A 13,643-nucleotide genomic window follows, 5' to 3' on the forward strand; every position below is an offset into this window, starting at 1 on the left:
GTCCGCGCACCGTGTAGCTCACGCCATCGCGGCGCCCCAGATCGTTGTGGCCCGTTGCTGCTCCCAGTGCCGGGAACAGCAACGGGCCACAACGATCTGGGGCGCCGCGATGGCGTGAGCTACACGGTGCGCGGACTACACGGCCGCGGGGCCCGACTCGCCCGTGCGCACGCGGACGACGTGGCTGACATCCGTCACCCACACCTTCCCGTCGCCGACGTTGCCGGTGCGGGCCGCCTCGACCACGACGTCCAGAGCCTTCTCGAGCGTCTCGTCGGCGACGAGCACCTCGACACGCGTCTTGGCGCGGAACGAGACCTTCACGGCCTGCCCCCGGTAGAACTCGGTGAGGCCTTTCTGGTGGCCGTGCCCCTCCACCTCGGTAATCGTGAGGCCCGTGAAGCCTGCGGCCTCCAGAGCATCCTTCACATCGTCGACCTTCGTCGGCTGGATCACTGCGGTCACGAGCTTCATCGGCGTGCGCTCCTCTTCTGTGCTGGCGTTGTCTGTGCGTTCTGGTCGTGGGGGTCGCGCGTCGACTGCGTGTTCTGATCGCGCGGGGTGAACTCGGACCTGCCGAGCACACCGATGCGGCCTGTCTCCATCATGGTCAACGTGCCTCGAACTCGTAGGCGCTCTCGGCGTGGATGCCGCGGTCGAGACCGACAGACTCCACCTCGTCGGGCACGCGGATCGGCACGATCTTGTTCATGACCCACGCGATCAGGTACGTGACGACGAACGCGTAGACGCACGTGACGACGATGGCGACGAGCTCACGCCACAGGAGGCTCGGGTCTCCGCCGAAGAAGAGGCCCGCGATGCCAGCCGGTGCCGCGGCCGCGCCGAGGAACACCACGAACAGGGCCCCGACGATGCCGCCGATGCCGTGCACCGAGAACGCGTCGAGCGCGTCGTCGACCTTGGCACGGTTCTTCCAGCTGATGCAGAGCGCCACCACGGCGCCCGTGATGAAGCCGAGGGCCAGCGCGCCGAGCGGGGTGACGGCGTCCGCTGCCGGGGTGATGCCGACAAGGCCCGAGATCATGCCCGTCGCCATGCCGAGCGTCGTGGCGTGCTTGTCGCGGATGCGCTCGATGAGCAGGTAGCCCAACGCGCCGGTCAGCGCGGACAGGGTCGTCGTGAGCACCACGTAGCCGGCGAGGAAGTTCGCGCCTGCGGCCGTTCCGCCGTTGAAGCCGATCCAGCCGAAGAAGAGGAGGCCGGCGCCGAGAAGGACGAGCGGCATGTTGTGCGGGCGGAGCTCCGTGTTCTTGCGGCGGCCGAGCACGAGGGCGAGGGCCACAGCCGAAGCTCCGGCGTTCATGTGCACCGCCGTGCCACCCGCGTAGTCGTGCAGGCCGAGGACGTTGCGCATCCACCCGCCGACCGTCTCGCCGTCGTCGCTCGTGAACGCGAAGACCCAGTGGGCGAGGGGCGCGTAGACGAGGATCGTCCACAGTGCGGCGAAGACCAGCCACGCCCAGTACTTCATGCGCCCAGCCGCACCGGATGCGACGATCGCGATGCTGATCGCGGCGAACAGGATGTAGAAGGCACCCCAGTAGGCGTCGACGGCGATGATGTCGCCCTCGGACGAGTCCGTCATGAACGACTCCATGCCGACGAACGCGAGCGGGTCACCGATGATTCCGGCGCCCCCCACCGAGTTTCCGAGCACCATCCCGTGCACGAACAGCACGTAGATGACGGCGACCACGGCCATCGAGCCGAAGACCATCATGGCCATGTTGAGCATGTTCTTGCTGTTGAGCATTCCTCCGTAGAAGAACGAGATTCCGGGGAACATCAGGAGGACGAGTCCGAATGCGGCGAGCATCCAGGCGAGATCGGCAGCGGGCATACATGGCTCCTTGTGTTGGGGTCATGGAGGGAGATGGCGTGCGGGATGCACGGGTGGAGCAGTCTGGGGAGCGGGCGGCTCGCGGGCGCGCCACGCTCGTGATGGGGCTTTGGGCCTCGGGTGCGCGGCGGCGGTCAGTGGACCACAGCCGCGAGGGTCAGTCGATGAGCCAGGTCGGGGAGGCCAGGAACCGGTCGGCGGTGAACAGTGCGGCGTCGATGACGCCACCGCCCTGCAGGTCCGGCGGGAGCGCCTCATCGCGGTGGGTCGTGCTCCAGCCGAGCATCGTGAGCGTGCGCACCATGGAGAGGGCGCAGCCGAGCTCGAGCTGCGCATCCGTCAGTCGTCCCTCGGATCGATACCCATCGATCCAGTTGCGGGCCATGACGCGTGCCTCGGGCTTGTGCTCCTGGAAGGTGAGCGCGGACGCGAAGTCGTAGAGGAACCAGCTGAAGCCGGAGTCGTCGAAGTCAATGACGATCAGCCGCTCGCCGTCCCGGATCACGTTCGTGGGGCGCAGGTCGGAGTGCACGAGCCCCCAGTCCTGCCAGCCAGCTGGCGCGGCCTGCACGAGGCTGAGGGCCGACATCTCGGCGCGCTCCAGCTGATCGAGCTGTGCCGGCGTCAGCGAGGCGCGGCGCCAGTCGCCCCACCTCGCGGTCGAGCCGAGGAGGTCGGGGAGACCCCACGTGAACCGGTCGAACCCCGCCGGTCGCCGCCAGCTGCGCGCGTGGTCGTGGAGGCGGGCCGTGATCTGCCCGAGCTCCGTGAACCACGGCGTCGCGTCCTCGACGTCCTGCAGGATCGAGCCGCGAACATGCTCGAAGTACACCGCCTTGAGGGCCATCCCGTCGGGCGACGGGATGCTCTGCGTCACCTGTCCGTCGGCGCCCGGGATGGGAGACGGGACCTCCGCGCATCCCGAGTCGCGGATCGCCTCGACCCACAGCATCTCCGAGCGGAGCTGGCCCTCACCCTCCTGGTAGCCGGGCTGCTGCAGGCGAACGACCCCGATCGGCTGGCCTGCCAGCTCGACGAGGTACGACGCGTTCTCGGAGACGGAGATGAGCTTCGTCGCGGCCTCGGGCGGGAGCCCGAACGCTGCGAGCATCCCGTCGTGCAGCCAGGCGGGAGCCGATTCCCCCTTGACGAGGGCGTCGAAGACGCGCAGCCCCGAGACGGGTTGCTTGAGCGTTGCCTCGATCATGGTCGTCTCCTCGGGCTGGGGCGATTCGTGCAGCGGATGCACGGCTCGCGGCGGCTCTGGTGTGTGCCGGCTGAGTGCGGGGTGATCCATGTCTAGGTGCTGATTCGCTGAAGATGAGCGATGTACGGGCACTCGTTACACACGATTTACCGGGAGGAAACAGTGCGCTCGACTGGGCCGGACAGGATCGAAGCGCCGACCGGGCGAAGTGCGCCCGCGGGAGAGGACACGTCACGTGAGCAGATCGACGATCATGGACGGCAACAGCTACCGGGTGGGGGAGTCCTCAGCGGCGGCCGAGACCGAGGCCATGGTCGAGCGGCGAACACGGCTCCTCGGACCCTCCTACCGGCTCTTCTACTCGAACCCCGTCCACCTCGTTCGGGGCAGCGGCACGTACCTCTACGACAACGACGGCGTCGAGTACCTCGACATGTACAACAACGTCGCGAGCCTCGGCCACGCGCATCCGCGGGTCGTGGCGGCGATGGCGGCGCAGGCTGGCACCCTCAACACCCACACCCGCTACCTGCACGAGGCGATCCTCGACTACACGGAGGACCTGCTCTCGACGATGCCGGCGGAGATCGGCCAGGTCATGTACCAGTGCACGGGGTCGGAGGCGAACGACCTCGCCCTGCGCGTCGCCGCCGCGTACACCGGCGGCAGCGGCGTCATCGTCACGAGCGAGGCGTACCACGGCACCTCTGGACTGACCTCGGGCGTCTCCCCGGCGCTCGGCAGCGGGCAGACGCTCGGGCCCGAGGTGCGCACCGTGCCGGGGCCGGACACCTACCGAACCGCCCCCGAGCTCGTCGGCGAGAAGCTCGCCGCCGACATCCGCGCGGCCATCGCCGACCTCGCCAGGCACGGGGTGAAGTTCTCGGCCTTCCTCGCCGACTCCGTCTTCTCGTCCGATGGCGTCGCCGCCGACCCGAGCGGCTTCCTCAAGCCGGCGTTCGACGCCGTGCACGAGGCCGGCGGCGTGTGGATCGCCGATGAGGTGCAGCCGGGCTTCGGTCGCCTCGGGCCGCGCATGTGGGGCTTCGCGAGGCACGACATCGTGCCCGACATCGTCACCATGGGGAAGCCCATGGGCAACGGCATCCCCGTCTCCGGCATGGCCGCGCGCCCTGAGGTGCTCGAGCCGTTCGCCACGAACATCCCGTACTTCAACACGTTCGGCGGGAACCCGGTCGCGATCTCCGCCGCGCAGGCGGTGCTCGATGTGCTGCGCGACGAAGGGCTGCCGGAGCGTGCGGCGAGCGTCGGCGACCAGCTGCGCGCCGCGATCCGCTCGGTTGGGGATGCGCGCATCGGCGACGTCCGCGGCGCGGGGCAGTTCACGGGCGTCGAGATCGTCGCCGACGCATCCAGCAAGGAAGCCGACGGGGTGACAGCGCTCGCGCTCGTCAACGCGCTGCGCGAGCACCGCGTGCTCACCTCGACGGCAGGTCCCAGCAACAACGTGCTCAAGGTTCGGCCGCCCCTGTCGTTCCAGGAGCACGACATCGACCGGTTCACGGATGCGCTCGCCGCGGCGCTCGCGGACGTTCCGGTGCGCTGAGGCGAGGGCGCGCGATCGCGCGATCTCGGACTGCGGTCGCCGCTGCCTGCCCCCGATCTGCCCTCCCCCGGGCCGCCTGACCAACTTCAGTGCTCATCCGGGGCCTGGCCGGCTTTGAGGAGCGTTTTCAGCCGAATGAGCACTGAAGTTGGTCAGGCGCGGCGGGCATCGCGGCCGGCGAGGCGAGTCAGCGGACGGCCCGCCCGGTAGAGTCCACGGCATGCGGGGGAGCGAGGGGTGAGCGGCGGTCTGGTCGCCGCGCTCATCGGCCTCGCCGTCATCGACTCGCTCAACCTGTCGACGATCGCGGTTGTCATCCTCATCCTGCTCACCGTTCAGCGACCCGTCCCGACGGGCTGGGTCTACGCGGCGGGCGCAGCGGTCGCCTTCTTCGGGCTGACGATGCTCGTGTACTTCGGGGCGAGCTTCGCCGGGACGCTCGTCGACGACCTCGCCACGTGGATGCGCCGCATCATCTTCCTCGGCTTCGGGATCCTGTTCGTCGTCTTCGGGGTGCGGCGCTTCCGAACTCGCGAGCGCCGCGGCTACCCGCTGCTGCGCTGGGTGAATCCGGCCACCGCGTTCCCGCTCGGGGTCGTCGCGACGGTCGCGGATCTGCCGAACGCGTTCCCGATGTTCTTTGCCGTGGAGCGCCTCATCGACGCCGAGGTCCCCGCCCCGACGGCGGTTGCGGCGCTCGCGGCCTACACGGTGATCTACGCGGTGCCGACCGTGATCGCGCTTGTGCTCGGAGTCCTGTTCAAGGATCGCCCCCGGGAGCGCTTCCGTGAGGTCTACGCGCGTCTCACGACCGGGGAGGTGAAGGCGAGCCGCAAGATGGCGACGCTGCACTTCGCGCTCGCGGCTGGCTGCTTCGCGGTCGCGCTGTTCTTCGTCTGAAACTCACGCGCGGTCGCTGACTCGGCACATAGCGAGGCGTAGCATCGGACGGAACCCCACTTCCGGGTTCGCGGCGCTTCGCGTCGCCCGATGACGCCGGGCTGTCCCTCCGCCCGGAGAGAGGCAGCGCCATGAAAGCACTGCAGTACCGCGCGATCGGCTCGCGCCCAGAACTCGTCGAGATCGAGACCCCTACGCCTGCCGCCGGCGAGATCCTGCTCAAGGTGACGGCCGCTGGAGCCTGCCACTCGGACGAGTTCATCATGGGCGCCTCGGCCGAGGACTACTACTTCAAGCCGCTCCCGCTCACGCTCGGCCACGAGGTCGCGGGTGTCGTCGAGGCGATCGGCAGCGGCGTCCACGACGTCGAGATCGGCGAATCGGTCATCGTCTACGGGCCGTGGGGATGCGGCCGGTGCTACCACTGCGCAAGCGGAGCCGAGCAGAACTGCGAGAAGGGGATGCGCGCACCTGGCATCTTCAGCGACGGCGGCATGGCCGAGTACATGATCGTCGACGATGCCAGGCACCTGGTGCCGATCGGCGACCTCGACCCGGTCAAGAACGTGTCGCTCACCGACGCCGGCCTCACCCCGTACCGCGCCGTGAAGTCGGCGCTCCCGAAGCTCGTCCCCGGCTCGACTGCGGTGGTCATCGGGTCCGGCGGTCTCGGCCACGTCGCCATCCAGCTGCTCAAGGCGCTCTCCGCGGCGACGGTCGTCGTGCTCGATGTCGGCGAGCCGCAGCTCGAGCTGGCCCGCACCGTCGGCGCGGACCACACGTTCCTGTCCAACCCGGATGCCGTCCCCGCAGTCAAGGACCTCACCCGCGGTCTGGGCGCGACGGTGGTCTTCGACTTCGTCGGCATCCAGCCGACGGCTGACCTGTCCGCAAAGATGGTCGCGGCCGCCGGATCCGTCGTGGTCGTCGGCGTCGCGAGCGGCGCGGTGCCGATCGGTCAGACGACGGTGCCGCTCGACGTCACCGGCCGCGCCATCAACTGGGGCTCCAGGACGGAGCTCATGGAGGTCGTCGAGCTCGCGAAGCGCGGGGCCATCAACATCCACGTCGAGCAGTTCTCCCTCGACGAGGCAACCACCGCCTACGAGAAGCTGCACGCTGGCGAGATCCGCGGTCGCGCCGTCATCGTCCCGTAGCCCTCGTCTGACGGTCACCCGCCCGCCCGCCGGTCAGTCTGCCTGCCTGGCTGTCGCACCTCCCGGAGACCTGGGGTTTGCGCATGCTTGCTGAGCAACGAGCATGCGCAACCCCCAGGTCTGCGACTGGATGAGGAGTGCTGCAAGCAGGGTGAGGCTGGGGGTACCGTCAGTCAGTACGCGACGCCGAAGCGGGCGCGGCGGTGGGTGGGGGTGTCGATCTCGGCGACGATCGCCGTCGCGAAGTCGGCACCGGAGATGTTCGAGTCGCCGTTCGCGTCGGTGAGGAGCACGTCGCCGCCGATGCGGTACTCGCCGGTCGCCTCGCCCGGCGCCCAGGCCCCGAACGCGGCAGCAGGGCTCACGTAGAACCAGTCGAGTTCGGGGGCGGATGCGCGCAGGTCGTCGAGCACGCCCGCCATCTCGGAGGCCTCGGGCTTCACCGCATCCGGGAAGCCCTCCGTGTCGAAGAGCCTCGGGCCGCCTTCAGCGACGAACAGCGAGCCGGCGCCGCCGATGACACCGAAGCGCACCCCCTTGGAAGCCGCGAGCTCGGCGGCCTTCGCGAGGAGTCCCCGGGTGCGTCCCTCGAGTTCGCCGCGGGGTGCCAGCGCGGAGACGACGACCTCGGCGCCGTCGATCGCGTGCTCCAGCGTGCCGTCCTCGAGCACGCTGCCGTTGACGTATGAGACGCCCTCGATCGGCTCCGCGGGACGCGAACGGCTGAACGAGGTGACCTCGTGGCCAGCGGCGGCTGCCGCCCGGACGAGGTGGCTGCCGGCGTATCCGGTCCCGCCGAGGATGGTGATCTTGGCCATGATGGTCCTTTCGTCGCGGCGGCCGTTTCAGCCGCCGAAGGTCACCGTAGGAGACCGACTGCGGGGAGGGGAAGAAGGCACTTTGCGGGGAGTCGGTTACCGCGAAGTGCCCTTTGCGCACCTCTTGAGTCTCCGCTGGTGACTGGGTAACCTGTGGATACTTCGAGGAAGGGTGGACCATGTCCGAGCCGCTGTGGGACCCGTACGTCCGTGACTGCCCGTCGCGGCGACTGCTGGATCGGATCGGCGATCGCTGGACGGTGCTGGTCGTCGGCACGCTGCACGACGGGCCGAAGCGATTCTCGGAGATCCAGGCGGCCGTCGATGGCGTCTCGCAGAAGATGCTCACCCAGACGCTCCGCGGCCTCGAACGCGATGGCCTCGTCACGCGCACCGTCTTCCCGCAGGTGCCGCCCCGTGTCGACTACGAGCTGACGGAGGTCGGCCGCAGCCTGCTCGGTCCGCTCCGCATCCTCACCGACTGGGCTGCCGAGCACATGTCCGACGTCGGGGATGCCCAGCTCCGGTACGACGAGAGCAGGGCGGCATGAGCGAATCACGCGTCGATCGCATCGCGGTGACCGGCAGCACGGGCGCTGTCGGCGGACGCGTCGCCAGGCAGCTCGCGGATGTGGGAGCACCGCAGCTCCTCCTCGCGCGCACGCCGGCGAAGGCGCCCCAGCTGCCCGGCTGCGTCGTCGCGCCCTTCAGCTACGCGGATCGTGCCGCATCGACGGCCGCCCTGCGCGGCGTGCGCACGCTCTTCATGGTGTCGGCGTCCGAGAGCGAGACGCGGCTCGACGAGCATCGCGCGTTCATCGACGCGGCGGCGGACGCCGGGGTCGAGCACGTCGTCTACACGTCGTTCTTCGGGGCATCGCCGGACTCGACCTTCACGCTGGCGCGAGACCACTTCGCGACGGAGGAGCACCTCAAGGCGTCGGGGATGGCGTGGACGTTCCTGCGCGACAATTTCTACATGGACGTCATGCCCATGTTCGTTGGCGACGACGGCGTGCTGCGCGGCCCCGCGGGAGACGGACGTGTGTCGATCGTGAGCCGCGCCGACGTCGCCGCGGTCGCATCGAGCGTGCTGCTCGCGCCGGATGCGCACCAGGGTGCGACGTACGACCTGACGGGACCTGAGGCCCTCAGCGCGGCCGAGATCGCGGACGCGATCGCGCTCGCCAGCGGCACCGCCGTCACGTTCCACGACGAGACGCTCGAGGAGGCGTACGAGTCGCGGGCGAAGTGGGGCGCGCCGCCTTGGCAGAACGATGCCTGGGTGAGCACGTACACGGCGATCGCGAGCGGTGAGCTGTCGAGGGTCTCGGTCGACGTCGAACGGGTCACGGGCAGGGCCCCCGTCTCGTTCGCCGAGTACCTGGCCGGCCGGTAGCCGCGCTTCGGCTTCTGCTCAGCTCTTCGTGAGGTCCTGAGCGAGCATCACGATGATGCCGCTCGGCCCCCGCAGGTAGGTGAGCCTGTACACGTCCTGGTAGTTCGCGACGCCACGAAGCGGGTGGCAGCCGTGCCTGGCGGCGATCGCGAGCGAGGCGTCGAGGTCGTCGACGGAGAACGCCACGCGGTGCATGCCGATCTCGTTGGGCAGCGTCGGCTCGGTCTCGATGGCCTCTGGGTTGAGGTACTCGAAGAGCTCGAGTTGTCCGTGTCCGTCCGGTGTCTGCAGCACGGCGATCTTCGCGTGGTTCCCGTCGAGGCCGACGGCCGTGGACGCCCACTCGCCGCTCACCTCATCGCGACCGAGCACGGTCAGGCCGAGGTCGGTGAAGAAGGCGATGGTCGCTTCGAGGTCACGGACGGCGATGCCGACATTCTCGAGTCTGATGGGCATGGTCGGCATGCTACTCAGCTTTGCCGAGCGGATGCGGGGCCTGCGCTACCGGTTCACTCGCCCGACCCGACCGCCGATGGGCCAGGTCGTCAGCCGCTCGGTCGAGGGGTCGCCCCAGAGTTCGGCGAGGTCACGGCCGACGGCTTCGAGGAGATGCTCCTGGCCGGCCTCGCGGGCGGCGCGGACGGCCGACCAGGTCGAGAAGTAGCCGAGCAGCGCATCCAGCGTGAGGTTCTTCTCGATGCTGGGAGCACGGAACTCGAGCTCCTCGAACGGGAAGGGGAGGTCGCGGTACTCGCGTTCGACGAGGCGCCGTGTCGGCGGCCAGTAGGCGTCGAGGTCGTCGGCGTAGAAGCGCTGGGCGCGTTCGTCGATTGCCGGATCGTCGATGTGGAGGATGCCGTAGCAGAGGAGTGCGAGGATGCCGCCGTCGGCGCTCACTCGGGTGACCTCGTCGTAGAACTTGGGCAGGTCGAACCAGTGCGCGGCCTGGGCGACGCTGACCAGGCTGGCGGAGCCGTCGTGGATGCTGCTCGGCAGCGATTCGGCGGGCGCCTGCACGTACTCGACGCGCGGATGCGGCGCGGCGTTGGCGATCTGCTCCTCGCTCGGGTCGAGGCCGACGACCTCCTCGAAGACGTCGCCGAGGGTGGTCGTGAACTGGCCGTTCCCGCAGCCCACGTCGAGGGCGAGGGCCGTGCTCGGCGTGAGCTCGGCCAGCTCAGCGGCCAGCGTCGAGGGGTAGCTCGGGCGGAAGTCGGCGTAGGCCCGCCCGCCCTCGGTGAACCAGTTGCGCGCAGCTCGAGTCATGCGCTGATGCTAGGCGCGGTGGCTGAGCGCTCGGCGGCGGTTCCGGCTGGCGTCAGGCGTCAGGCGTCAGGCGTCAGGCGTTAGGCGTGGGGCGCCAGCTCGGCGATGGAGCAGGTCGGCAGGGCGACCCAGCCTTCCACCTTCGCTGCGTCGAGCAGGTCTGGTGCGACGGGCAGCGTCTTGCCGAGCGCGTGGGCGCGCGCGTTGAGGGATGCGGCGAGGGCATCGAGGGCGTCGTCGGAGCGGCCGAGGAGCAGGCGCTGCTCGTCGGTCGTCTCGAGCCAGGGGAGCGCATCCAGCAGTGCCGCCGCCGCCAGGACGCGCGCCTCCGGCTTGGTCTTGTACCCGGGAGTGAGCAGCCCCCAGGCGCGCAGGGCTGCGGCGGGGTAGACCTCGGCGAAGCGTCCGCCGCCGGAGCGGTCGACCTCCTCGCCGGTCGATTCGAACGCCTCGAGCAGCTCGGCGCAGTGGATGGCCGTCATGCCGAGCCGGTCCGTGGATACGCTCAGCGGCCACCGCCCCGTGCGCTCGCGCACGACCCGGTCCGTGTTTCGGTAGGCGAGACGCCGACGCAGGTCGATGCCGGAGTGCGTGCGCGCCCCCGTCGCCCGTCCTGCGTGCGCCGTCACGAACTCGACGAACTCGATGGGCCAGCCGAACGCGCAGTCGATGCCGATGCTCGTCGCATCCACCGACAGGTCGACGATGTCCGCGTCGTGGATGCCGAGCCGCAGCTCGGCCACGCGGGCCGTATCCGCTCCCCACTCGATGGCGGCGAGCGCCGTCCGGGTGGGCTCGGCGGCCAGGTCAACGCCAACGGTTCTCATGCCGCCAACGCTAGCGGGCGAGCCGCCTGGCTAGGCTGACGTGGTCGAGCCGCGTTCCGCTGCCCGGGTCAGGGAGGGTGCTCGTGAGTGTGGGCTCGTTGGGTGCGGCGCAGGACGCATCCGCTCGTCGCTCGCTGGTGATCGCAGTGCTGTCGCTGCTCGGGGCGACCCTGTTCTGGGCGAGCAACTACATCGTCGGCGAGGCAGTGCTCAAGACCTTGGACCCGCTCAGCCTCGTGCTGTGGCGTTGGACGCTCGCCGCCGTGCCGCTGCTCGCGATCGCGCACTTCGTTGAGCGTCCGAAGTGGCGGGAGGTGCTCGGTGCTTGGCCGTGGCTGCTCGCCCTCAGCTGCACGGGGCTCGTCGGCTACAACCTGACGCTCTACGCCGCCCTGCAGTACAGCGATGCCTTCAGCGCATCCCTCATCAACGCGTTCAACCCGGCGGTGATCGCGGTTGCCGCCGCGGTCTTCCTGAACCAGCGCCTCACCAGCACCGGCGTCTGGGGTGTCGTGATCGCCCTCGTCGGCGTGTTCGTCGTTGTGAGCGGCGGCGACGTCGGTGCGTTCCTGGAGGCGGGGTTCGGGATCGGACAGCTGCTCATGTTCGGCGCCGTCGGCATCTGGACGGCCTACACGATCATCGGCCGCCGATCGCCGCCGCTGCCCCCGATCACCTCGACGTCGATCCAGGCGGTCATCACCGTGCTCCTCGTCGCGCCGGTCACCCTCGCGACGGGCGGCCCGCAGCTCCCGGTCTCAGCGGAAGCGCTCACGTCGCTGCTGCTCATCGCGGTGTTCCCGTCGGTGCTGTCCTACCTGCTCTGGAACCGCGCGCTCGCCGTCATCCCGGCGGCCCGAGCAGGGGTGTTCCTGAACCTGATCACCGTGTTCACGGTCGCGTTCACCCTGCTGGCAGGACAGCCGTTCACGATCGGGCAGCTTGTGGGCGGGGCGATCGTCATCGTCGGCGTGGTCGTCGCGAACGCGCAGGCGTTCCGGCGGGCGGCTTGAATCCGCCTGTGTCGCAACGAACCGGGTAGCTGACGAGCGCGGGCGTCTTCAGCGCTGCGAGGTCGAGTTCTCGGAGCTCGATCGCGGTGCGACTGCGACGTCGGAGCCCTCCTGCCGCGGTGCCCCGCGGCCGACCAGCCAGCTCGCGACGGCGGCCACGGCGACGAGGGCCAGCACGGCGATGAGCGCGGACCTGAGCCCGAAGTCCTCGCCGAGGAAGCCGAGCGCGGGTGGACCGACGAGGAACGCGATGTACCCGAGCGTCGCGGCGAACGCGACGCGCGCATCGGGCCGGTCGCCCGAGGCGCCAGCGGCCGAGAGGGCCACGGGGAAGCCGAGTGCCGTGCCGAGGCCCCACAGGATCGCGGCGCAGGCAGCGACCGCCTGGTTGTCGACGAAGATGATGAGCGCGAGCCCTGCCGCGCCGATCAGCGCGCTCGCGCACAGCACCGCGGGCCGGCCGAAGCGGTCGACGAACGAGCCGCCTACGAACCGTCCGACGGTCATCGACAGGGCGAAGACCGCGAAGATGCCGGAGCCCCAGGCCGCGTCGAAACCGTGCCCGTCGACCATGACGAGAGGGAGCCAGTCGTTGGCGCTGCCCTCGGCCATGGCGAGCGCGAGCACGATGACGCCGATCAGCAGCAGCGTCCTGTCGCGCCAGAGCGGGCTGCTGGCTGGCGCATCTGCCTTGACGGTGCTCACCTCGAGCGCCGCCCTGCCGGTAGCCGGGGGAAGGAGGCGGATGGAGGCGACGAGCCCCACTGCGACGACCACGGCGGCGATGCTGAGGTGCGCCAGGATGGGGAAGGACGTGGCGGTCGCGACGATGCCGCCGACTGCGCCGATGGTGGTGCCGAGGCTGAAGAAGCCGTGCATGGCGGGCAGCGTCGATTTGCCGAGCTGCCGCTCCACGTCAGCCCCCTCGATGTTGAGCGCCACCTCTGCGCCGCCCATGCCGAGGCCGAAGAGGGCGAGCCCGAGGGCCACGACGATGCCGGAGGCCAGCGCCGCACCCGCCCCGATCGTCAGCGCGCTCGCCGCGACGAGGGTCATGCCGACGGCGATGACCGGGCGCGCGCCGAACCTGCTGACGAGCCGGCCCGAGCTGAGGATGCCGACCATCGACCCGACCGACAGGCCGAAGAGGATCAGCCCCATCTCCGCGGTCGACGCGCCGAGCGCATCCCGGACGTCGGGGGTGCGGGTCACCCAGGATGCGATCGTGATGCCCGGCAGGAAGAAGAGCACGAACAGCGCGAAGCGGCGGCGCTGGGGGGAAGCGGGCAATTGGGGTCCGTTTCAGATGAGGGGTTGTCCCTATGGTCTTGTCAAGCGGCAGGAGCCATAGGTGGCTGGTAGATGGTGCCGTCTCGGAGTATTGCGCAGAGAACGTCGCAGCGTCGTCTCGCGAGAGTTCACGAGTGCTTGGTTGTGGCGTTTGCCTTGCCCTCGTTGCCGGTTGTAGTACGACCCTGAAACTGGGTCTCTGAAAGTGGTGCGGATGCGGTCTTGTGGATTTCAGCAATCGCTCGAAACTGATCGTTTATGACGGTGACTGGACCAAGATCGCAGGCCATGGGCCGCTCCCGCTTCGACCAGACGGCTCGGGTCTATGGGGCGAG

14 protein-coding genes and 1 pseudogene are annotated in these 13,643 nt (G+C 69.5%); 6 read left to right on the forward strand and 9 right to left on the reverse strand.

Features of this window, described 5'->3' with window-relative positions; all coding sequences use genetic code 11:
- Window positions 1–135 precede the first annotated feature (135 nt).
- The 3 genes from C5E06_RS18195 to C5E06_RS18205 all read right to left on the reverse strand — a co-directional run bounded on the left by C5E06_RS18195 (window position 136) and on the right by C5E06_RS18205 (window position 3,071).
- Entirely contained in the window at window positions 136–474 is a 339-nt protein-coding gene (locus C5E06_RS18195; protein WP_104244561.1) for a P-II family nitrogen regulator, read from the reverse strand.
- Between the two features lie 136 nt (window positions 475–610).
- Complete coding sequence (locus C5E06_RS18200) at window positions 611–1,864, reverse strand: ammonium transporter (RefSeq protein WP_104301531.1); 1,254 nt, start codon at window positions 1,862–1,864, stop codon at window positions 611–613.
- Window positions 1,865–2,021: 157 nt separating this feature from the next.
- A complete protein-coding gene (locus C5E06_RS18205; RefSeq protein WP_181063039.1) occupies window positions 2,022–3,071 on the reverse strand; it encodes a phosphotransferase enzyme family protein in 1,050 nt (349 codons plus the stop codon).
- 235 nt (window positions 3,072–3,306) lie between these two features.
- Here C5E06_RS18205 and C5E06_RS18210 point away from each other — a divergent pair, with 235 nt between their 5' ends.
- The 3 genes from C5E06_RS18210 (at window position 3,307) to C5E06_RS18220 (ending at window position 6,695) form a co-directional block, all read left to right on the forward strand.
- Window positions 3,307–4,638 carry an aspartate aminotransferase family protein gene (locus C5E06_RS18210; protein ID WP_219820249.1) on the forward strand — a complete coding sequence of 444 codons (1,332 nt, stop codon included), beginning with the start codon at window positions 3,307–3,309 and terminating at the stop codon, window positions 4,636–4,638.
- Window positions 4,639–4,875: 237 nt separating this feature from the next.
- Window positions 4,876–5,538 (forward strand): GAP family protein, encoded by a 663-nt coding sequence (locus C5E06_RS18215; protein ID WP_104307808.1) that lies wholly within the window; start codon window positions 4,876–4,878, stop codon window positions 5,536–5,538.
- 131 nt (window positions 5,539–5,669) lie between these two features.
- Window positions 5,670–6,695, forward strand: a complete 1,026-nt coding sequence (locus C5E06_RS18220) for an NAD(P)-dependent alcohol dehydrogenase (protein ID WP_104307809.1) — start codon at window positions 5,670–5,672, stop codon at window positions 6,693–6,695.
- A gap of 173 nt (window positions 6,696–6,868) precedes the next feature.
- Here the strand turns inward: C5E06_RS18220 and C5E06_RS18225 are convergent, their stop codons facing one another.
- On the reverse strand, window positions 6,869–7,513 hold the full coding sequence (locus C5E06_RS18225) for an NAD(P)-dependent oxidoreductase (RefSeq protein WP_104301521.1): 645 nt from the start codon (window positions 7,511–7,513) through the stop codon (window positions 6,869–6,871).
- A 179-nt stretch (window positions 7,514–7,692) separates the two neighbouring features.
- On the opposite strand from C5E06_RS18225, the gene C5E06_RS18230 reads away from it, so the two are divergent.
- Entirely contained in the window at window positions 7,693–8,064 is a 372-nt protein-coding gene (locus C5E06_RS18230) for a helix-turn-helix domain-containing protein (protein ID WP_104244573.1), read from the forward strand.
- The gene (locus C5E06_RS18235; protein ID WP_104307810.1) at window positions 8,061–8,912 is read left to right on the forward strand and encodes an SDR family oxidoreductase; all 852 of its coding nucleotides are present in this window, start codon (window positions 8,061–8,063) and stop codon (window positions 8,910–8,912) included. The genes C5E06_RS18230 and C5E06_RS18235 overlap by 4 nt, the downstream gene beginning before the upstream one ends.
- Window positions 8,913–8,930: 18 nt before the next feature.
- On the opposite strand, the gene C5E06_RS18240 is transcribed toward C5E06_RS18235, so the two are convergent.
- The 3 genes from C5E06_RS18240 to C5E06_RS18250 form a co-directional block, all read right to left on the reverse strand.
- The gene (locus C5E06_RS18240; RefSeq protein ID WP_104301535.1) at window positions 8,931–9,368 is read right to left on the reverse strand and encodes a VOC family protein; all 438 of its coding nucleotides are present in this window, start codon (window positions 9,366–9,368) and stop codon (window positions 8,931–8,933) included.
- Window positions 9,369–9,413: 45 nt separating this feature from the next.
- Complete coding sequence (locus tag C5E06_RS18245) at window positions 9,414–10,178, reverse strand: class I SAM-dependent methyltransferase (protein WP_104307811.1); 765 nt, start codon at window positions 10,176–10,178, stop codon at window positions 9,414–9,416.
- An 80-nt stretch (window positions 10,179–10,258) separates the two neighbouring features.
- Window positions 10,259–11,005, reverse strand: a complete 747-nt coding sequence (locus C5E06_RS18250; RefSeq protein ID WP_104307812.1) for a DUF429 domain-containing protein — start codon at window positions 11,003–11,005, stop codon at window positions 10,259–10,261.
- 83 nt (window positions 11,006–11,088) lie between these two features.
- Between C5E06_RS18250 and C5E06_RS18255 the strand changes: the two genes are divergently transcribed.
- Window positions 11,089–12,018 carry a DMT family transporter gene (locus C5E06_RS18255; RefSeq protein WP_258063548.1) on the forward strand — a complete coding sequence of 310 codons (930 nt, stop codon included), beginning with the start codon at window positions 11,089–11,091 and terminating at the stop codon, window positions 12,016–12,018.
- A 48-nt stretch (window positions 12,019–12,066) separates the two neighbouring features.
- Here the strand turns inward: C5E06_RS18255 and C5E06_RS18260 are convergent, their stop codons facing one another.
- Together C5E06_RS18260 and C5E06_RS18265 are read right to left on the reverse strand one after the other, a co-directional pair.
- A complete protein-coding gene (locus C5E06_RS18260) occupies window positions 12,067–13,308 on the reverse strand; it encodes an MFS transporter (RefSeq protein ID WP_104244581.1) in 1,242 nt (413 codons plus the stop codon).
- A 41-nt stretch (window positions 13,309–13,349) separates the two neighbouring features.
- A pseudogene (locus tag C5E06_RS18265) lies at window positions 13,350–13,509 on the reverse strand (IS110 family transposase); the annotation flags it as partial.
- Between the last annotated feature and the right edge of the window lie 134 nt (window positions 13,510–13,643).

It is taken from the genome of Pseudoclavibacter sp. RFBI5 (assembly GCF_002931395.1).
Classification (GTDB): Bacteria; Actinomycetota; Actinomycetes; order Actinomycetales; family Microbacteriaceae; genus Pseudoclavibacter.